This is a genomic window from Defluviimonas aquaemixtae, assembly GCF_900302475.1.
Taxonomy (GTDB): Bacteria; Pseudomonadota; Alphaproteobacteria; order Rhodobacterales; family Rhodobacteraceae; genus Albidovulum; species Albidovulum aquaemixtae.
Window position 1 is genome coordinate 500,974 of record NZ_OMOQ01000002.1, and the last position, 17,923, is coordinate 518,896.

Sequence of the window (17,923 nt, forward strand, 5' to 3'; positions counted from 1 at the left end):
AGTGTAGGGATGGGCGCGGTCGGGCTCAATCCGCCTCGAGCGCGGAGCGCGCAACGTCATGGACCTTGCGCATGAGCGTCGGCAGGTCGGCGGGGCGGAAGCTTGCACGGGGATGGAAGTTGCCGCGTTCAGGCGCCGCGTCGGCGGGCAGGCGGGCGGTCATCACGGTCAGGACGAGGTGGAAGTGGGTGAAGGTGTGGCGAACCTCAGCGGGGGCCTCGGTCCAGCAAGCGTCGAGAGGCGGGGCAGGTGCAGGCTCCTCCGACCAGTCGCTGCCGGGCCAGCCGAGCATGCCGCCCAGAAGTCCCCGTTCGGGGCGGCGTTCGAGAAGCAGCGCCCCGTCCTCGCGCCGGGCGACGTAAGCGACGCCCCTGCGGGTGGGCTTTGCTTTCTTCGGCACCTTGCGTGGCAGATTGGCGGCGATACCCGCTGCGTGCGCGCGGCAAACCGGGCGGAGCGGGCAAAGTGCGCAGGCGGGGGTCTTCGGCGTGCAAATCGTCGCACCGAGATCCATCATCGCCTGGGCATGGTCGCCGGGGCGGTCCCGGGGCGTCAGCCGGGCGGCGAGGGCAGAAAGGTCCGGCTTGGCCCCGGGAAGCGCCGCTTCCACGGCGAACAGCCGGGCTATGACGCGTTCCACATTGCCATCGACCACGGTCGCAGGCTCATCGAACGCGATGGCGGCGATGGCGGCGGAAGTGTAAGGGCCGATGCCGGGGAGAGCCAGAAGCTCATCGCGGCTCTCCGGGAACCGTCCGCCATGCTCGGCGACGACTGCGCGGGCGCATTTCAAAAGGTTCCGCGCGCGGGCGTAGTAGCCGAGCCCGGCCCATTCGGCCATCACCTCGCCATCGTCGGCGGCGGCAAGTGCTACGACATCCGGCCAGCGCGCGGTGAATCGGCGGAAATAGTCGCGGACGGCGGCCACAGTCGTCTGCTGCAACATGATCTCCGACAGCCAGACCCGGTAGGGGTCTGGACGCAGCCCGGCCTTCCGATCCTCGGGCCCCACCCGCCACGGCAGCACGCGGGCGTGCCGGTCGTACCAGACGAGAAGCGCGGCGCTGATTTCTTCGTCACGCAATCTTTATGGCTCCGTCATCCGCAATGTGGTGGGCAAGGCCCTGTCGCCCGCCTAAGATAGCCGCCGATGCAGGAAAGGACAGGCATGACCGACTCTGCCAAAGGTGCGAAGCGTCGGGCGCGCGGGTTCGAGGCCGCCTCGGGCCTTCTGAAGGACCGCATCCGCCGGGCGGGCGAGTCGCGCGGCTTCGTCGTGTCGCGGCTTCTCACGCATTGGCCCGAGGTCGTGGGCGAAGAGATCGCCGCGATGGCCCGGCCCGTGAAGGTGGGTTACGGGCGCGAGGGCTTCGGCGCGACGCTGATGCTCCTGACCACCGGCGCGGCGGCACCGGTGCTGCAGATGCAGTTGCCGAAGATCCGCGAGAAGGTGAATGCCTGCTACGGCTACAATGCCATTTCCCGCGTGACGATCACGCAGACCGCACCGGCGGGCTTCGCCGAGGGACAGGTCCAGTTCGCGCCGGCCCCGCCAAACGCCCCGCCCGAGACTGATCCGGCGGTGCGACAGCGGGCGGCCGCGCTGTCGGGCGACGTGCATGACCTGCGGCTCCGGGCCGCGCTTGAAGCTTTGGGCGAAAAGGTGTTGTCTCGCCCCGGACAGAAGAAAGGCTGACATCGATGTCGAAGACGTATCTTGTCGCAGGCGCAGTGGCGCTTGCCGTCGCCGCAGGCGGATTCTGGATGACCCGGACCGAAACCGCGAACTTGCCGCCCGCCTTCTCCGCGGCGGCCGTTGCGCAAGAAGCGGCAGCGGGCTCGGAGGCGCAGATGGTGCCGGACATGGTGCTGGGACAAGCGGATGCTCCGGTGACGGTCGTGGAGTACGCTTCGTTCACCTGCCCGCATTGCGCGAATTTCCACGACACCGTCTTCGACCAGCTCAAGGCGAATTATATCGACACCGGAAAGGTCCGCTTCGTCTATCGCGAGGTCTATTTCGACAAGTTCGGGCTTTGGGCCGGGATGATCGCGCGCTGCGGCGGGCCGGAGAAGTATTTCGGGATCACCGACTTGATCTACGACACCCAGCAGGAGTGGATCGCGCCGGGCGATGCGGCCGGGATCGCCGAAAATCTGCGTAAGATCGGGCTCAAGGCGGGGCTGGGCAAGGACGAACTTGACGCCTGTCTCGCGGACAACGATATGGCCAAGGCGATGGTCGCGACCTATCAGGCCAACGCGCAGAAGGACGAGATCAACTCGACTCCGTCCTTCGTGGTCGACGGGCAGAAGTACTCCAACATGTCCTACGAGGATTTCGCCAAACTCCTCGACGAGAAGCTGGCGAACTGAGCGCATGGCGCCGCTCGCCGGGCTGAAGGTCGTCGAACTCGCGCGCATTCTGGCCGGTCCCTGGGCCGGCCAGACGCTCGCCGATCTCGGCGCCGAGGTGATCAAGGTCGAGGCGCCCGAAGGCGACGACACGAGGCAATGGGGCCCGCCCTTCATCGAACGGCCCGGTGCGAACGGCGTCGATCGGTCAGCGGCCTATTTCCATTCCTGCAATCGCGGCAAGAAGTCGGTCACGGCCGATTTCCGCACCCCGGACGGGCAGGCTTTCGTCCGCGAGCTGGCGAAGGACGCGGATGTCCTGATCGAGAACTTCAAGGTCGGCGGGCTGAAAAAGTACGGGCTGGACTACGGCAGCCTCAGGGCGGTCAACCCGCGGCTCATCTATTGCTCGATCACCGGGTTCGGGCAGACGGGGCCATACGCGCACCGCGCGGGCTACGACTACATCATCCAGGGCATGTCCGGCCTGATGAGCGTCACCGGAGAACCCGACCGCCAGCCGCAAAAGGTCGGCGTCGCCGTCACGGACGTGTTCACCGGCATCTATTCGGCGACTGCGATCCTCGCCGCGCTCCATCAGCGCGACCGGACCGGTGAGGGGCAGCATATCGACATGGCGCTTCTCGACGTCGCGACCGCGATCATGGCAAATCAGTCGATGAATTGCCTCGCCTCTGGGACAGCGCCCAACCGGATGGGCAATGCCCATCCCAATATCGTGCCCTATTCGGTCTTCGACTGCGCCGACGGCTGGGTGATCCTCGCGGTCGGCAATGACGGGCAGTTCCGGCGGCTCTGCGGCCTCCTCGGGCTCGAGGCATTGGCGACGGCGGCGGACTACGCGACCAACTCCGACCGGGTCGCGAACCGCGGGGCGCTGATGAAGGCGATCACCGACAAGACCAAAGCCTGGCGCAAGGTGGATCTCCTGGCCGCCTGCGAGGCGGAGGGGGTGCCGGCCGGGCCGATCAACGACATGGCCGAGGTGTTCGCCGATCCGCAAGTCGTGGCGCGGGGGCTGAAGCTCGACCTCGACGGGGTACCGAGCGTGCGCTCGCCCTTCGTCTTCTCTGCCTCCAAGTTGTCGCTCGACCGGCCGTCACCAGCGCTTGGCGAACACGACGCCGAACTGAAGCCCGGTCCCGCCTGAAGGCGGAACACCTCATAGTCCGAGTTTGTCGAGCGCCGCATCGAGCGGCGCCCAGTCGTTCAGTTCAAGCCGGACCGGAACCGTCAGAACCTTCGCGCGGTACTCGTCCGGCAGTCGCGTCGCATCCTTTTCAGTCGTGACCAACTGGGCGCCAAGACCCGCCGCCTCGCCCTCGAGACGGCGCAGGAGCGTCGGCGGCAGCGGCTGGTGGTCGTCGAGCGGCACGGCGCGGATGATTTCAGTGCCGAGGGCGCGGAGCGTCGCAAAGAACTTCTCGGGATGGCCAATGCCCGCGAAGGCGAAGACGCGGAGGCCTTGCCAGTCCATGCCGGTCGCGAGCGGCTGGAGCGCGCCGGTCAGATGCGGAACGCCAAGCGCGGACACCCAGGTTTCGCTGAAACGGTCCTGCGCCGCCGCGTCGCCAACGGAGAGGACGAAATCCGCGCGGGACAGGCCCGTCTCGACCGGCTCCCGCAGGGGACCCGCGGGCAGGCAGCGGCCATTCCCGAACCCGCGCTGGGCGTCGACGACGACGATCGACAGATCCTTGGCGACCGAGGGATTCTGAAAACCGTCGTCGAGAAGGATCACTTTCGCTCCCGCTTGAACGGCGGCGCGTGCGCCCGCGGCACGGTCCCGCGCGACCCAGATCGGCGCGAAGCCAGAGATCAGAAGGGGTTCGTCACCGACGTCCTCAGGGCCGTGCACGCGCGGATCGACCTGCAGCGGTCCGGCCAACCGTCCGCCATGGCCCCGGCTCAAGACCTGCGCCGCGACTCCGCGCGCGGCGAGGCGTTGGACGAGCGCGATCACCGTTGGCGTCTTGCCCGTGCCGCCGGCATTGAGGTTGCCGACGCAGATCACCGGAACGCTGGGCCGGAACCCGCCGCCCGCGCCTTGCGCGAGCCGCCGCGCGGTCGCCGCGGCGTAGATCCGCCCGAGCGGCGCGAGTACCCTCGCGGCCAGCGCCGGACGGTCCTGCGGCGTGAACCAGAATCCGGGCGCCCGCATCAGGCCACCGCCTTTCCGCCGCCCGAGCCGAGCGTGTCGAGGATGACCTCCACCACATGTTCGGCCACCTCGGCCCCGCCGGACGAGATCGCCCAGGCATTGTGCGCCAGTGTCGCCGCCTTGTCGGGCGCGATGAGGTCCGCGACCGCAGTCGCAAGCTGGGCGGCGCTTTCGACCTGCCGCGTCGCGCCCGCGGCCGCGAGCCGGGCGTAGGCGCTGGGATAAGGCCCCGGATGCGGCCCGTGCAGGATCGCCGAGCCAAGCGCGGCGGGTTCGAACGGGTTGCGCCCGGCGCCCCTTTGGGTCAGCGTGCCGCCCATATAGGTGACCGGCGCGAGCCGGTACCACAGGCCAAGCTCGGCCATGCCCTCGGCGATGAAGACCTGGACCGCCGCCTCCGGCTCCTCCTCGCGGGCGCGCAACGCCACCAACCAGTTCTCTCTGGCGACCCGCTCGGCAAGCGGCCCGGCGCGGCCGGGGTCGGTCGGCACGAGGATCAGAAGCAACCGGTGCGCAAAGCGCATCGCATGCGCCTGCGCCGCCAGCACCACCTCTTCCTCGGCCTCCGGGCAGGCCGCGGCAAGCCAGACCGGCCGCGCATGCAATAGCTCGGCAAGCGACGCGCGCTCCGCCTCGTTGGCATGGAGCGGCTCCGTCGTCTCCTCGATCCGGCCGGCGGTCTCGACCGCGACATTGCGGCCCGCCATCCGTCTCAGTCGCTCCGCGCTGTCTGATTCCCGCGCGAGGATGCGGCGGAACCGGCCGAGGAGCGACCTTGCCATCCCGCGCCGCCAGCGCCAGGCTGACGCCGCGGCCGCAGTCATCTGAAAATCGGCGAGGACAAGCGGGATCGCGCGGTCGTGGCATTCCACGATCAGGGCGGGCGGAAGGCTCGCGCCGACGAGGATCAGAAGGTCCGGGCACCAGTGATCGAGAAATGGCCTCAGGCAGGCCAGCCGGTCGGGCGGCAGGAGATCGGCACGCGCCCCGCCCGGAAAGCCCTTGAGGTGCGGCGGTGCGTCCTCGGCGCTGATCAAGAGGCTAAGTGTCGCGTCCTCCTGAACAAGCCGCTGGGCAAGTTGTGCGACGCTGGCCGATGTGCTGTCCGCGCCGGCATGGAGCCAGACGAGCCGGCCCTCCGGTCGCGGCGGCCGGGCAGGTTCAGGCCCCGGCCCGCCACGCGCGGCCGCCGTCATGTAAAGCGCGAGCGCGAGCGAGCGTCCCATGCGCCAAAACTCTCAGATCCCGAGTTCCTCGGTCGGACTCGCTTCGGCGTCTTCGTCCCTAAGGCGATGCAGATGCGCGATGAAATAGCGGGTATGTGCGTCGTCCACGGTACGCTGCGCCTCGGCTTTCCAGGCGTTGTAGGCCGATGCGTAGTCCGGAAAGATGCCCACGACATGGATCCCAGACGGGTCCTTGAAGGTGGTCTTCTGCGGGTCCACGAGCTCGCCTCCAAAGACGAGATGCAGGCGCTGGGTCATGGGGCTCTCCGGGTCTGTCCGCTTGTTCAGACGCCACCCTATGCCAAGGGAGGGTGGGCCTCAAGGCGGGGCGAGCGGCGCCAATGCGTGTGGCGCAGCCATGCCTAGCGGCAGCCCCAATGTCGGTACGCGTGCCATACGCTCGCCATACGCAAAGCCGACGCTTTGCAGCTACTCCGCCAGGCCGTTCCGGAGACTCTGCCAAAGCGGCCCGGGCGCGGCGATCACGCCCGCCGCCTTCGGGTCGGGGGCGTTGTAACGGATCGCGTTGCCCAGCCGGTTCGTCACCCTTGCCCCCGCGCGGCGGGCGATCAGGTCGCCTGCCGCGACGTCCCATTCCCAGGTGGGCCGGAGCGTCAGCATCGCGTCGAAGCGCCCCTCGGCCACAAGGCACAGCCGCCAGGCGATCGAGGCGCGGAACTTTCGCTCGAAAGGCGGTGGCGCGCCCCCGCGCCAGTGTTCAGATGAGAGATTTGGCTTTGTTGCCAATAGCGTAGCGCCTTCGGCCACGCTTCTGCCCGAGGCGCGGATGGGCTGCCCGTTCAGAGTTGACGGCCCCTCTGCGGAGGCGGCATAGAGCGCGTCCTTCATCGGCAGGTAGACGACGGCGGCGGTCACCGCCCCGCCACTAGCGATCGCCAGCGAATGGGCGAAACTCGTGTCGCCGTCGATGAAGGCGCGCGTGCCGTCTATCGGATCGACGATGAATGCCCGCGAGGCGTCAAGTCTCGCGGCGTCGTCCGGCGTCTCCTCGCTTAGCCAGCCGTAGTCCGGCCGGGCGGTGCACAGTTCGGCCTTCAGCATGTCGTTAACGGCGATGTCCGCTTCGGTCACCGGACCTGCGTCGCCCGGTTTGTGCCAGATGCCGGGATCGCGGCGGAAGTAGCGGCGCGCGATGCGGCCGGCCTCTCGCGCGGCATCGATCAGAAGATCGAGATCACTCTCCGGCAAGGGTCAGCCCTTCGACGAGCAGCGACGGCACGACATAGCTCAAATGCGCGCGTGCGTCGTTAGCCGGCGTGATCCGCATCAGCATGTCGCGCAGGTTGCCTGCAATCGTGCATTCGTTAACCGGGTAAGCGAGTACGCCGTTCTCGACCCAATAGCCCGACGCGCCGCGCGAGTAGTCGCCGGTCGTCGGGTTGATCGAGGAGCCGATCATCGAGGTCACCAAAAGCCCGGTTCCCATCTCCGCGAGCAAAAGGTCGCGGGTCTTGTCGCCCTGAGTGAGCGCGATGTTCGAGATGCTCGGCGACGGCGGCGAGGAGGTGCCGCGCGCTGCGGAAGCGGTCGAATTTAGTCCAAGTCGGCGAGCAGTGCCCAAATCGAGCGTCCAGCCCTTCAGAATGCCGTCGCGCACGATGTCTCGCGGCTCCGTCGGCAGCCCTTCGGCGTCGAAGGGGCGCGAGCCCGAAATGCGCGGGCGATGCGGATTCTCGAAGATCGACAGCCCCTTGGGCAGCACCTGCTCCCCCATCGCACCCCTGAGCCACGACGCGCCGCGCACGATCGCCGAGCCGTTGATGGCCGCCAGAAGATGACCGATCAGCGCCGAGGAGACGCGCTCATCGAAGACGACCGGGAAGGCGCCGGTCTTCGGTTTTCGCGCACCCGCCCGGGCGGCGGCGCGCTCACCGGCGAGCTGGCCGATCTCTTCCGGGGCGGGCATGTCGGACTGGTAGGTGCGGGCCTCGGCCGCCCAGTCGCGATCCATCTTCAAGCCCTCGCCGGTGATTGCAACGACGGAAGTCGATCGCGAGGTCCGCGCGTAGCCACCCGAAAAGCCGTTCGTCGCGGCAAGGTGAATGCGCCGGCGGCTGTAGCTGGCGGCGGCCGGGTCGCACTGGCTGACGCCCGCCACGGCAAGCGCGGCAGCTTCGGCGCGGCGAGCATCGTCCTCGAGCGCCGCCGCGGCCGGTTCGGGCGCCGGATCGGCGAGCTCGAGAAGTGTCAGGTCCCACGCCTTCGCGAGTTCCTCCGGCGCGGCAAGGCCAACACTCGAATCCTCTGGCGCCTCCTTTCCCATCGCAACAGCACGCTCGGCCATCTCGGCAATTGTCCGGTCCGAGATGTCGGAGGCGGAAACGCAGGCCTGCCGCTTGCCGATCAGCACGCGTAGCCCGATCTCGATTCCCTCTGCCCGCTCGGCCTGCTCCAACTTGCCGCTCCGGACGTCGACCGACACGGCAGTTCCGTCTACCGCGATCGCATCCGCCGCTTCGGCACCGGCCTTTGTGGCGGCGGAAAGGAGCGCCTCGGTCAGCTGGGCGAGCCGGTTTGTCATGGGAATATCCTGCATTGGCCTGCGTTTCCTAGCACCTAGTCCGGGCGCAGCTTGCGTGCAAGTACGGGGCGGAGCTGGCGGCGTCGGCGGACCGCCCATTCGCGCTTGCACGGCAAACGAACAAGGCCGCCCGCGTCACCGGGGGCGGCCTTGCTTAAAGGGTGACGCCCTACTGGATCCGCTGGCCGTTCGCGTAGATGCCACCGTCCTCCTTGAACTCGATCTTTGAGGTGAGCGTGTCCTCGCCGGTCGGAATCGCGAAAAGACCCATCATCATCTTCGCGCCGGCCGCCTGGTCGGCAGGGACGAAGCCCATCGCAACCAGCTTGTCGATGAGGGTGTTCCCGCCGATTAGCTGCAAGTCTAATGCGCCGAGCGGCTTGGGCATGCCCATCGAATTGTCGAACGTCATTGCACCCTTGCCGCTCAGTTCCGCACCGGCAACGGAGAGCTGCAGCTGATTAATGTCAATTTTCTCAAGCTCGCCCGGCGGCTGATCGGCAATCGATTCCGCCTCTGCCGGATCAAAGATGTTGATGAGCAACTTCGCTGCGCCGGTTACATCGACGATGAGCGTTGCCGGATCGCGCGGAAGTTGGGAAGAAGGATCGAACATGCTCCAGATCCCCTCGGAAACCCCAAGGTCGACGAACTTCAACAGAAGGCCGAATGGCTGTGCTTCGTCCCCTTTCGAGACCGGAAGGCTGAGGTTGAAGGCGGTTTCGGCGACCGAGAGGTCAATCGGAAGCGGGAAGGCCGATGCCTGCATCGAGATATCGGAGTTCTGGCCCTCTCCGCCGTAGGAGAGGCCGTCTTTCGACATTTCGAAATGAAGCTTGCCGCCCTCGCCGGTTGACTGGGCGCTGAAGCTTTCCTCCTTGTCCTGGAAGTCCATCACATACCCGCCGCCCGAATATGTGAACTCACCCTTCATGTTCATCCCGGCCTGAAGCGCGGCGTTCATGTCGGTCATGTCCACGCCCTCGGGAATGACGGCGAAGGACGTGCCCGAAAGACCCGTCAGCGAACCGCTGGCCGAGAATGTGCCGTTGCCTTTGGGATCGGTCGCCCCAACCTCGAAGTCGACCTTGTCCGCGGACATGTCGGAGGTCACCTCGCGCGAGGTGCCCGTCAGCATCCTGTACGATCCGGTGTTTCCGGTAAGCGTCGCATTGACCTGCAGCGGTACGTCGGCGCCGTCCACCTTCATGCCGTCGATGATGAACGCCATCTCGGGTGCAGTGATGTCGTAGGCCGTGTCCGCCATGTCGCCGGAGACGATCATGGACAGGCCCGAATGGGTGACCTTCATGCCCATGTCGACGGTTTCGCCGGTCTCCGGCTTGGTCAGGACCTGTACCGGGATTTCCTCGGACATAGTCACTTCGACGCGGCCATCGCCCAATTCGCGCAGCCGGATTTCCGGGATCGTAGCGGAGAATTTGCCCTCGGGCGTCTCCGACGCGAAAACTGCATCCGTGATGACAAGCGTATCGCCCGTCGTCTGCATCGATCCGGTTTCCACCTGCTGACCGAGATCGGCGTAATAGTCCGACATGCCCTGCCAAACTTCGTTGGCGGTTATGTCGGCCCTGGTAGCGGTCGAACCGAGAAGGAGGGCAGTCAGCGCGACGGCGCTGGTCCCGTTCCATTGTTTCATAATCAAGCCTGCCTTGTTGTCGAATTCGCAAACAGCATCCGCTTCGTGCCAAGTGGGGTCAAGGGCGGAGGGGGGATGGAATTCCACCATCCACGGCTGTTACACCGACACAATCGGGCGAAACGATGGCGCGGGACAAGGGCAGCGATGATCCGGCTAGAGAAAGACGGTGCGTTGTGGCGCGTGACGATCACGCGCGTGGACAAGGCGAACTCGCTTACTGCCGCGATGCTGGCAGAAATCGTGGATGCGGCCGAGGCGGCGGTGGGCGCGGGGGTGCGCACCTTTGTCCTGACGGCGGAAGGAAAGGTATTTTCGGCAGGCGCTGATCTCGAGGAAATGAAGTCAGGCCTTTCCAGCGATCCGGTCTGGGAGCGCGCTTCCGCTGCGATTGCCGCGCTGCCTTGTCTTACCGTCGCCGCGCTGAACGGCACGCTTGCAGGTGGCGCCTTCGGGGTCGCGCTGGCTTGCGACATCCGCATCGCGGTGTCCGGGGCGGAGTTCTTTTATCCGGTCATGCAGCGCGGCTACCTTCCGCAACCCTCCGATCCACCGCGGCTTGAAGCCTTGATCGGACCCTCTCGTGCGCGGATGATCCTGCTGGCTGGGGCCCGGATCGGCGCAGAGGAGGCGCTTGCCTGGGGTCTCGTCGACCGCGTGGTCGCACTTCGGGCGTTGACCGGTGCGGTGGAGACCCTGACCGCAGATGCGCTCGCTGCCGAAACATCGCATGTCGCGGAGATGAAGGGCTTGTTCCGCCCGCAGGAAAGGGTTTAGCGGCTCTCCGCCTCGTCGATCAGGCGGCGGACCCAGCGGGCGGCCGCCCAGGTTGCTGGGAAACCGAGAGGTACGGACAGCGCCAGCGCCGTCACCGGCGGAAGGGCAGGCAGGCCGACCGCTTGGCCCATGAGGGCGAGCATGAAGAGGTTGATTGCAACGGCGGCCGTCGCGAAGGGATAGAGCAGCAGCCCGAGTCTCCAGAGCGGCCAGCGTGGATCAGTGCGAGGTGCCATCCTCGAAGGTGATCTTGTTCCAGACATTGTACTTCCCCGAGGGTTTTCGCATCGGCAGGCGCGTCACTTCTTCCAGTGTCGCGGCGTCGTAGACGATCACCGCTCCATCATCCTCCCAGACGGAGACGAGCGCGTGGCGTCCGTCGCGCGTGAACTCCGTGTGCGCGACCGTTTTACCCGGCGCGGGTATGAGCGTCTTCACGATCTCTAGCGTGCGCTTGTCAATCACATGCATCCTGTCGTGGTTCGGGCCGAAAAACACGTCGGCCCAAACATAAGGCGTGTTTGCGTGGCTTCTGAGGAAGAAGCCGGGACCGTCCGTCTTAATCGTCTTCACGACTTGCCAGGACGCCATGTCGATCACGCTCAACATGCCTTCCCGCAGATGCGGCGTTGCCATGACGCGATGCCCGTCGCGAAGCCAGGAGATGCCGGAACCGAGATGCGGCATGCCGGGCAGCGGAAGTTCCGCGATCGCGCGACCGACGTCGAGATTGACGACGACGCCCCGATCGCCCTCACGGTTCGTACCGATCAGGTTGCGGTAGTCCGGGCTGAAGAAGAAATCGTCGATCGGGTCCTCGACCGGAATGCGGCGGCGGGCGAAAAGCCCCGTTTCGGCCGCCAGGCTTTCCTCCATCCCCGACTCGTGGCTATGCACGAAGCCTTCGTGGAAGGGGCCCGCATCGGGAACGGTCGCGACTTCCCAGATCTCGGCCACGTCCTTCAACGCGAGGACGAAGCTCTCGCGATCCAGCGCCTGGTAGACGGCCGAGACGCGGCTGGTCGCACCGTCGCGGCCAACCACGTCGATCACGCGCGCGACACTAAGATCGGCCGCGTCCAGAATCGTCAGCGTGTTCGGCAGGTAGTTCGCGACCGCAAGCCACTTGCCGTCATGGCTGATCGCGATGTTTCGGCTGTTGAGCCCGGCGCGAACGCGACCCACCTCGGCCAGCGACCAGAGGTCATACTTCTGCACCCAGCCATCCCGTGACATGATGAAGACGAAGCGACCATTGGGCGTGAACTTCGGACCGCCATGAACGGCGTAGGGCGTCGAGAACCGGTCGAGTACGCCGAATGTGTCGCCGTCGAGCACACTGACATGATGGTCGCCCGTTTCGACGACTAGTGTGACATTCATCGGATCGGCCTCAAAAACGGGCGCGTCGGATGCCGCGTAGTCGGCTCGCATCTCGCGCGTTGCGGCTATATCGGCCGCCGTCCAGTCCGGCACTTCGGCAAGAGGCGCGGAGATGTACGCGGCGAGCGCGGCGATTTCTTCGGCTGCCAGATCACCGGCGAAAGCGGGCATCTGCGTCGCCACGCGCCCGTTGCCTATGACCTCCTGAAGGGCGTCGCCTTTGATTCTGCCCAGCGTCTCGGGGATCAGCGCGGGTCCCATTCCGCCGAGCCGTGTCTCGGCATGGCAGGCCGCGCAATGCTCGCCGTAAAGTGCAGCCCCATCGGGCGCCGCCATCGCGGGCAGGGCGGCAAGAGCGGTCAGAGCACTAGAAAAAGCGATGTGCCGGATCATGGCTCTTGCCCCGGAATGGCGTGACGGACAGGCGCGCGGTATCTTCCGTGCCGATTTCCCGGTTGGTCAGATAGCAGGCCGGGTCCTCGGCCCAGGGATCACCCGTCACCTGCAACGCCCGGATGCGCGTATTGCCGCCGCAGACCGACTGGAACTTGCAGTCGCCGCAGCGACCCTTGAGCGGTCTGGGCCGTTGACGCAAGGTGGCAAGTATCACGTCGTCGCCGGTCCAGAGCTCGGAAAATGGCGTATCCTTGACCGAACCGACGGTGTAGTCGGACCAGTAGGTGTCGGGGTGGACCCGGCCCTGATGGTCGATATTGGCGACGCCGAGGCCGGACGAATTGCCGCCCCAAGCCTCGAGATGCGCCCGGACGTGGCGGACCTTCTCCGCGTTGTAATTCCGCTCGACCCAGCGCAGGAACCAGACGGCATCCGCGTCATTGTTACCGGTCACGATCTCGAGTGGCTGGCCTTCGACGACTGCGGCCCAGGCACGTTCGATCAGGTGATCCATCGCGGTGCGTGTGCGCAGATGCGCGGTGTCCTCGCCGCGGTTCTTGTCGCCGCGTCCGGCGTAGACGAGATGCGAGAGGTAGAACTTATCCACGCCTTCGCTGTCGCAGAGGTCGAGCATATCAGAGAGCGCATGCGCGTTGTCGTCGGTGATCGTGAAGCGCAGGCCAACCTTGATGTCGCGCGCCTTGCAGGCCCGGACCCCTTCGAGCGCCGCGTCGAATGCCCCGTCCACGCCCCGGAACCAGTCGTTCACCGCGCCTGTCCCATCAAGCGAGATGCCAACATAGTCGAAGCCCAGATCTGCGATCTGGTCGGCGTGCTCGGCGAGCTTGGTGCCGTTCGTCGAGAGGCTCAGATGCCGGAAGCTGAGCGTCCGCGCGCGTTCGGCGAGATCGAAGAAATCGAATCGCGATAGTGGCTCGCCGCCAGACAGGATCAACGCCGGGATACCGAAGCCCGACAGATCGTCGAGCACGCTCATCGCCTGGTCGTGCGTCAATTCACCTGGAAAATGGACATCGGCCGAGGTTGTGTAGCAGTGCCGGCAACGCAGGTTGCAGCGTCGCGTCAAGTTCCAGATCACGACCGGTTTGACCGGGCCCGGCCGCCTGCGCGGCTTCGTGGGCGTGATCAGTTCGTGCATGTACTGGGTCAATCTGAACATCGCTCAGCTCCCATTGCTAAGGCGCAGCCCCGCCTTCTTCAGGATGCGCGTGGAGTAAAGAATGTCGTGGCTTCTGCAGGCGGGGCCGAGAAGCGCCGCGATCTCGCGACGCCGTGTCTCGACCTCATCACGGTCGTGGCTGTGGATCATCGCGAACAGATTGTAGGGCCAGTCGGGCAGGGCGCGCGGCCTGAGGTAGCAGTGCGAAACGTAGTCCAGCGCGCCGATCTTTGCGCCGAGTTCCTCGGCCGCGTCGTCTTCCACGTCCCAGACGCTCATCCCGTTCGCGGTCAGGCCGAGCGCAAAGTGATTGGGTGCGATCGCGATGCGCCGGATGGCACCGGATTCGAGCATGGCGTGAATGCGGGCAATGACTGCCGCCTCATCGAGACCAAGCCACGAGGCGACTTCGGCATAGGGCGTAGCCGTGATGGGTAGTCCGCCCTGGGTGGCGGCGATGAGGCGGCGATCGGTGTCGTCGAGCTGTGTCATGCTGCGACCTTGAACCGGACGAAGAACTCTCGAAGTTTTGGAAAGAGAAGCACCTTCAGCCCCGTCTCCTTCTCGATCCGCTCCGCGGTTTCGGAGATGCCTTTCGGGCGTTCGGTCGCCAGCACGAACCACATGTTCAGCTTGTGGCTGCGTTCATAGTTGTGCGCGACTTCGGGGTGGGCGTTGACGAGCGTGGCAACCGCATCGAAGCGGTCCGGTGGTACCGACATCGCGCAGAGACAGAAGGCTCCGCCCAAGGCTTCGGCGTCGAAGAACGGTCCGAATCGGGTGATCGCGCCGAGGTCGCGCAGCGCGAGCAGGCGGCGGATCAGATCGCTTTCGTCGATGCCTAGCTGGGCGGCGACTTCGGCGAATGGGCGCGGCGAGAGAGGGAATCCGTCTTCCTGCAGCGCATTCAAGACCCTGCGGTCGGTGTCGTCGAGGGAATCAGGGGGCAGGGGCGTCCGTCTCATGCCGCCTTCTCCTCGATCAGCGCGCCTGTCTGACGAAAGCAGCGGGTCGAGAACAGGACGCGATGCCTGGCGCCGGAAAGCTCGGGCAGTCGCGCAGCTTCCGACAGTATCGCAAGCGCTTCGGGACGCGACCGCGCGTGGATCATGGAATAGAGCGGATAATCCCAGATGCCCGGCACGGTCCTCCGCTCGTAACAAAGCGTCACGCCGGCGTGGCGGGCGAGCGCCGGACCGGCGGCGTCGATCCGGCCTGCCGGCAGATCCCAGACAATCATCGCATTCGCCGTCCAGCCAAGCGGCCGGTGCCGGACGATGACGCCGATGCGCGACAGAATGCCGGCCGCTTGAAGCATCCCGATGCGTTTGATGACCGTACTTTCCTCGCGCCCGAGATCGCGCCCCAGAATCGCGAACGGGCGTGGCAGAAGTGTCAGCCCGGTGCTCATCGCCTGAAGAAGCGGGCGGTCGTCATCCCAAAGAATCTCGGGCCGGGCAGGTCGAGGCGCCGGCATGACTTCCGGCCGCGCACCGCCCATCCTGAATCCGAGATCAATATTGAAGGGCCGCACGAGGCGCAGGTCGAGCACCCTGAGTCCGCTACGCGCCCCGATGCGTGACAGGCTTGCCTCCAGCCGCGACGGGTCGGGCGCGGTCGCGACGAACCACAGATTCCACGGGTCCTCGCGCAGGTAGGAGTGGTTGACGCCTGGTTCTTCACCAATGATCGCGGCGACCTCTTCGACGCGCCCCTCAGACACGGTCATCGCGGCGAGCGTCGAGGCGCCGGCGGTGTTCGGGCGCAGGGTCGCGCCGACGCGGCTGATCATCCCGGCGGAGCGGAGCGCTCCCAGGCGCGAGATCACTTCGTCCTCGTCGATGCCGATACATTCGCCGATCGCCGCGAAGGGCCGGGGCACGAGAGGCAGGTCGCGCTGGAAGTCGTCGAGAAGGCGGCGGTCCGTGGGGTCGAGGCTGTCGAGCATGGTCAGAGCCCCGTCCGATGCGCCCGGGCGGTGAAGAAGATCCCGCTCGGGGTGTCGGCCGCGATCTCGGCCAGCAATTCGAAAGTCCTGGTGTCGTAGATCGCGACCTTGTTGTCGTCGCGGGCGGAGATCCAGACCTCGGCGCCTCGGGGCGCGAATTCCATGTGCAGGACGGCGGCGCCGGGCGTCAGGGTCTTCACGGCCTCGTGCGTACGGCTGTCCACGACTTGAACCGTGTCGTTGAGGGGCGTCGCGAAGTTGACCCAGACGAAAGGAGAGCCCGGCTGCGCGACGATGAAGACCGGCTGTCCGTGCATGGGCGTGCGCGCGACTTCCTGAAGGTTTTCGCGGTCGACCCAAATAAGCTCGTGCCGGCCGATGGCGGGGAGGACGTATTGCCCTTCGGTGAAGGCCCAGCCCTGAAGATGCGGCATCTTGTAGACCGGCAGGTCGTCGTCGGTCTTGCCGTAGTCCTTGAGGAAGCGCACGGGCTTCGGCCTCTCGTCCCAGAGGTCGATAGCGGTCACGCCCTTCTCGCCGAACAATCCGATCAGGTATATGTGCGCGTCCTCGGTCAGAACGGCATCGAAGGGGTTCGCGCCGACATCGCCGAGTTTGGTCAGAACCATCTCGGGACCGGAGAAATCGGCCATGAATGCCTCGCCGGTTTCCCATGTCGACCAGGCAAAGCGGCGGCCCGGCACGTCGACGAGGCCGATGGTCTTCGCGCCGGCGGGAACATCGGCGACCATCTCCAGCGTATCGGCATCGAAGACCTTCACGCCGCCGGGGTCGTAGTTCGACACGGCGATGAGTCTCCCGTCGTCAGAAATCGCGCCGCCGATCGAATTTCCGCCCTGCACGATTCTCTTGGCGATGGACCGGGTCAGCATGTCGACCTTGGTCAGCCCGCCGTCGCGGCCGAACACATAGGCGTAACGTTCGTCGGGGCTGTAGGTCAGCGAGGCGTGGCTGAGGTCACCGAGCCCCTGAATCCGACCGATCGCGGCGCGATCGGACCGGTCCACGACCAACAACGAGCCCGTCGTGCGTTCGACGACAAGCCCGAGATCGCCGGTTGCGCAGCATGGATCCATCGCGGCGGCGGGCTGGCAGAGGGCAAGGAAAATGGCGGTGACCAATGGTCTCATTTTGTCCGTCCCTTCAGGTAATCGGCGATCCACAGGGCATCCTCTTCGCTGAGCAGCGGGCGCCAGCGCGGCATCGCGGTTCCGGGTACGCCTTCGAGAATGATTTCGGCGATCCCCTCGGATTCGGTCGCTGACAGCGCGGTGGGCGTCAGCGGGCTACCAAGCCCGCCATTCATCGTCAGCCCGTGGCACGATCCGCAATCCTGCTCGACGATGTGCTCCAGCCGGTTGGCGCGGTCCGTCGCTATCTCGGCCGACGCAGGCAAGCTGGAGAGAAGAAGGATTGCGATGCTACGCATAGGCCGCAGTCTCCGATCCGCCAGTCATAGCCGCACAGGTCCGCGCGGCAAGGTCGCGGAGCCCAACCACCCGACCGATGATGAACAGCACCGGCGCTTCCGGAGCGGCGCCGGCGATGTCGGCGGCGATGGCGCCAAGTGTGGAGACCATCCGCGTCTCTCGCGGCGTCGTGGCCGCGGCTACAGCGAGCACCGGAAGCGTGACCGGCATCCCGTGCCGCATGAGCTGGAAGGCGATCTCGGCGATATTCGCCACGCCCATGTAGACGACAAGCGTGGAGTCTCCGCCCGCGAGCGCCGCCCAATCGAGGTCGAGCCGCGCGTCGCGCGCGCGGTGGCCGGTTACGTAATGTATGCCGGTCGCGAGCCCGCGGTGGGTCAGGGGCAGACCGGCCGCGGCCGCGGCGCCCTGCGCGGCCGTGATGCCCGGCACGTAGCTGACCGCAATCCCCGCTTCGCGCAGCGCCTCGGCCTCTTCCGAGCCGCGCGCGAAGATCAGCGGGTCGCCGCCCTTCAGCCGCGCGACCGTCAGCCCCTCCTGCGCGAGCGCGATCAGGATGTCGTTGATCTCGGGCTGCGGCACCGGGTGATGGCCAGGCAGCTTGCCCACGTCGATTCGCCGTTTGCCATCGGGTACGAGCGCCATGATCTCGTCCGAGACGAGCCGGTCAAAGACCACCACATCGGCCCCTTGCAGAACATTGAGCGCGCGGAGCGTCAGAAGCTCCGGATCGCCCGGCCCGGCGCCGATGAGGAAGACTTTGCCTGCACTGATGTCCTTCATGGCCGTCTCCGTGAATGGGAAGGGCCGGCGGGGTGTGGGA

20 protein-coding genes are annotated in these 17,923 nt (G+C 66.3%); 4 read left to right on the plus strand and 16 right to left on the minus strand.

From position 1 onward, the window contains the following. Positions 1 to 25: 25 nt before the first annotated feature. Positions 26 to 1,084, minus strand: a complete 1,059-nt coding sequence (mutY, locus tag DEA8626_RS14220; protein ID WP_245890876.1) for an A/G-specific adenine glycosylase — start codon at positions 1,082 to 1,084, stop codon at positions 26 to 28. An 84-nt stretch (positions 1,085 to 1,168) separates the two neighbouring features. On the opposite strand from mutY, the gene DEA8626_RS14225 reads away from it, so the two are divergent. Genes DEA8626_RS14225 through DEA8626_RS14235 form a run of 3 tightly spaced genes read left to right on the plus strand, consistent with a single transcriptional unit; the run spans position 1,169 to position 3,526 of the window. Beyond that, positions 1,169 to 1,696 carry a DUF721 domain-containing protein gene (locus DEA8626_RS14225; protein ID WP_108853890.1) on the plus strand — a complete coding sequence of 176 codons (528 nt, stop codon included), beginning with the start codon at positions 1,169 to 1,171 and terminating at the stop codon, positions 1,694 to 1,696. Positions 1,697 to 1,701: 5 nt separating this feature from the next. Then, positions 1,702 to 2,376: a DsbA family protein gene (locus DEA8626_RS14230; RefSeq protein ID WP_108853891.1), complete on the plus strand. Its 675-nt coding sequence runs from the start codon at positions 1,702 to 1,704 to the stop codon at positions 2,374 to 2,376. A 4-nt stretch (positions 2,377 to 2,380) separates the two neighbouring features. Beyond that, positions 2,381 to 3,526: a CaiB/BaiF CoA transferase family protein gene (locus DEA8626_RS14235; protein WP_108853892.1), complete on the plus strand. Its 1,146-nt coding sequence runs from the start codon at positions 2,381 to 2,383 to the stop codon at positions 3,524 to 3,526. A gap of 12 nt (positions 3,527 to 3,538) precedes the next feature. Here the strand turns inward: DEA8626_RS14235 and lpxK are convergent, their stop codons facing one another. From lpxK to DEA8626_RS14265, 6 genes are all read right to left on the minus strand, one after another. Continuing rightward, positions 3,539 to 4,537, minus strand: a complete 999-nt coding sequence (lpxK, locus tag DEA8626_RS14240) for a tetraacyldisaccharide 4'-kinase (RefSeq protein WP_108853893.1) — start codon at positions 4,535 to 4,537, stop codon at positions 3,539 to 3,541. Continuing rightward, positions 4,537 to 5,763 carry a 3-deoxy-D-manno-octulosonic acid transferase gene (locus DEA8626_RS14245; protein ID WP_108853894.1) on the minus strand — a complete coding sequence of 409 codons (1,227 nt, stop codon included), beginning with the start codon at positions 5,761 to 5,763 and terminating at the stop codon, positions 4,537 to 4,539. The genes lpxK and DEA8626_RS14245 overlap by 1 nt, the downstream gene beginning before the upstream one ends. A gap of 12 nt (positions 5,764 to 5,775) precedes the next feature. Next, positions 5,776 to 6,021: a DUF4170 domain-containing protein gene (locus tag DEA8626_RS14250; RefSeq protein ID WP_108853895.1), complete on the minus strand. Its 246-nt coding sequence runs from the start codon at positions 6,019 to 6,021 to the stop codon at positions 5,776 to 5,778. A gap of 171 nt (positions 6,022 to 6,192) precedes the next feature. Further along, positions 6,193 to 6,972, minus strand: coding sequence for a 3'(2'),5'-bisphosphate nucleotidase CysQ (locus DEA8626_RS14255; RefSeq protein ID WP_108853896.1), 780 nt, complete (start codon positions 6,970 to 6,972; stop codon positions 6,193 to 6,195). Next, positions 6,959 to 8,305, minus strand: a complete 1,347-nt coding sequence (locus tag DEA8626_RS14260; protein ID WP_108854066.1) for a TldD/PmbA family protein — start codon at positions 8,303 to 8,305, stop codon at positions 6,959 to 6,961. The genes DEA8626_RS14255 and DEA8626_RS14260 overlap by 14 nt, the downstream gene beginning before the upstream one ends. 169 nt (positions 8,306 to 8,474) lie before the next feature. Continuing rightward, entirely contained in the window at positions 8,475 to 9,965 is a 1,491-nt protein-coding gene (locus DEA8626_RS14265; RefSeq protein WP_181366450.1) for a DUF2125 domain-containing protein, read from the minus strand. A gap of 147 nt (positions 9,966 to 10,112) precedes the next feature. Between DEA8626_RS14265 and DEA8626_RS14270 the strand changes: the two genes are divergently transcribed. Further along, positions 10,113 to 10,742, plus strand: coding sequence for an enoyl-CoA hydratase/isomerase family protein (locus DEA8626_RS14270; RefSeq protein WP_108853898.1), 630 nt, complete (start codon positions 10,113 to 10,115; stop codon positions 10,740 to 10,742). On the opposite strand, the gene DEA8626_RS14275 is transcribed toward DEA8626_RS14270, so the two are convergent. From DEA8626_RS14275 to cobA, 9 genes are read right to left on the minus strand one after another with little or no spacing between them, the layout of a single operon-like run. Continuing rightward, positions 10,739 to 10,978: a hypothetical protein gene (locus tag DEA8626_RS14275; RefSeq protein ID WP_108853899.1), complete on the minus strand. Its 240-nt coding sequence runs from the start codon at positions 10,976 to 10,978 to the stop codon at positions 10,739 to 10,741. The two genes, DEA8626_RS14270 and DEA8626_RS14275, sit on opposite strands and share 4 nt — an antisense overlap. Further along, positions 10,962 to 12,518: a nitrite reductase gene (locus DEA8626_RS14280; RefSeq protein ID WP_108853900.1), complete on the minus strand. Its 1,557-nt coding sequence runs from the start codon at positions 12,516 to 12,518 to the stop codon at positions 10,962 to 10,964. Before DEA8626_RS14280 ends, DEA8626_RS14275 begins: the two co-directional genes overlap by 17 nt. Next, positions 12,493 to 13,701 carry a heme d1 biosynthesis radical SAM protein NirJ gene (gene nirJ, locus DEA8626_RS14285; RefSeq protein WP_108853901.1) on the minus strand — a complete coding sequence of 403 codons (1,209 nt, stop codon included), beginning with the start codon at positions 13,699 to 13,701 and terminating at the stop codon, positions 12,493 to 12,495. Before nirJ ends, DEA8626_RS14280 begins: the two co-directional genes overlap by 26 nt. A 3-nt stretch (positions 13,702 to 13,704) precedes the next feature. Further along, positions 13,705 to 14,193, minus strand: coding sequence for a siroheme decarboxylase subunit beta (gene ahbB / locus DEA8626_RS14290; protein WP_108853902.1), 489 nt, complete (start codon positions 14,191 to 14,193; stop codon positions 13,705 to 13,707). Further along, positions 14,190 to 14,666, minus strand: coding sequence for an Lrp/AsnC family transcriptional regulator (locus DEA8626_RS14295; RefSeq protein ID WP_108853903.1), 477 nt, complete (start codon positions 14,664 to 14,666; stop codon positions 14,190 to 14,192). Before DEA8626_RS14295 ends, ahbB (DEA8626_RS14290) begins: the two co-directional genes overlap by 4 nt. Then, a complete protein-coding gene (gene ahbB, locus DEA8626_RS14300; RefSeq protein ID WP_108853904.1) occupies positions 14,663 to 15,649 on the minus strand; it encodes a siroheme decarboxylase subunit beta in 987 nt (328 codons plus the stop codon). Before ahbB (DEA8626_RS14300) ends, DEA8626_RS14295 begins: the two co-directional genes overlap by 4 nt. 2 nt (positions 15,650 to 15,651) lie before the next feature. After that, positions 15,652 to 16,800: a cytochrome D1 domain-containing protein gene (locus DEA8626_RS14305; RefSeq protein WP_108853905.1), complete on the minus strand. Its 1,149-nt coding sequence runs from the start codon at positions 16,798 to 16,800 to the stop codon at positions 15,652 to 15,654. Beyond that, complete coding sequence (locus tag DEA8626_RS14310) at positions 16,797 to 17,099, minus strand: c-type cytochrome (protein WP_108853906.1); 303 nt, start codon at positions 17,097 to 17,099, stop codon at positions 16,797 to 16,799. The genes DEA8626_RS14305 and DEA8626_RS14310 overlap by 4 nt, the downstream gene beginning before the upstream one ends. Continuing rightward, positions 17,092 to 17,883: a uroporphyrinogen-III C-methyltransferase gene (gene cobA, locus DEA8626_RS14315; protein ID WP_108853907.1), complete on the minus strand. Its 792-nt coding sequence runs from the start codon at positions 17,881 to 17,883 to the stop codon at positions 17,092 to 17,094. The genes DEA8626_RS14310 and cobA overlap by 8 nt, the downstream gene beginning before the upstream one ends. Positions 17,884 to 17,923: the final 40 nt, after the last annotated feature.

Coding starts and splice junctions, on each gene's coding strand:
- DEA8626_RS14245 (WP_108853894.1), bottom strand. CDS start 5,763: ATGGGACGCTCGCTCGCGCTCGCGCTTTACATGACGGCGGCCGCGCGT.
- DEA8626_RS14265 (WP_181366450.1), bottom strand. CDS start 9,965: ATGAAACAATGGAACGGGACCAGCGCCGTCGCGCTGACTGCCCTCCTT.
- nirJ (WP_108853901.1), bottom strand. CDS start 13,701: ATGTTCAGATTGACCCAGTACATGCACGAACTGATCACGCCCACGAAG.
- lpxK (WP_108853893.1), bottom strand. CDS start 4,537: ATGCGGGCGCCCGGATTCTGGTTCACGCCGCAGGACCGTCCGGCGCTG.
- DEA8626_RS14280 (WP_108853900.1), bottom strand. CDS start 12,518: ATGATCCGGCACATCGCTTTTTCTAGTGCTCTGACCGCTCTTGCCGCC.
- DEA8626_RS14250 (WP_108853895.1), bottom strand. CDS start 6,021: ATGACCCAGCGCCTGCATCTCGTCTTTGGAGGCGAGCTCGTGGACCCG.
- DEA8626_RS14260 (WP_108854066.1), bottom strand. CDS start 8,305: ATGACAAACCGGCTCGCCCAGCTGACCGAGGCGCTCCTTTCCGCCGCC.
- ahbB (WP_108853904.1), bottom strand. CDS start 15,649: ATGCTCGACAGCCTCGACCCCACGGACCGCCGCCTTCTCGACGACTTC.
- ahbB (WP_108853902.1), bottom strand. CDS start 14,193: ATGACACAGCTCGACGACACCGATCGCCGCCTCATCGCCGCCACCCAG.
- DEA8626_RS14305 (WP_108853905.1), bottom strand. CDS start 16,800: ATGAGACCATTGGTCACCGCCATTTTCCTTGCCCTCTGCCAGCCCGCC.
- DEA8626_RS14225 (WP_108853890.1), top strand. CDS start 1,169: ATGACCGACTCTGCCAAAGGTGCGAAGCGTCGGGCGCGCGGGTTCGAG.
- DEA8626_RS14235 (WP_108853892.1), top strand. CDS start 2,381: ATGGCGCCGCTCGCCGGGCTGAAGGTCGTCGAACTCGCGCGCATTCTG.
- DEA8626_RS14275 (WP_108853899.1), bottom strand. CDS start 10,978: ATGGCACCTCGCACTGATCCACGCTGGCCGCTCTGGAGACTCGGGCTG.
- DEA8626_RS14310 (WP_108853906.1), bottom strand. CDS start 17,099: ATGCGTAGCATCGCAATCCTTCTTCTCTCCAGCTTGCCTGCGTCGGCC.
- DEA8626_RS14230 (WP_108853891.1), top strand. CDS start 1,702: ATGTCGAAGACGTATCTTGTCGCAGGCGCAGTGGCGCTTGCCGTCGCC.
- cobA (WP_108853907.1), bottom strand. CDS start 17,883: ATGAAGGACATCAGTGCAGGCAAAGTCTTCCTCATCGGCGCCGGGCCG.
- DEA8626_RS14270 (WP_108853898.1), top strand. CDS start 10,113: ATGATCCGGCTAGAGAAAGACGGTGCGTTGTGGCGCGTGACGATCACG.
- DEA8626_RS14295 (WP_108853903.1), bottom strand. CDS start 14,666: ATGAGACGGACGCCCCTGCCCCCTGATTCCCTCGACGACACCGACCGC.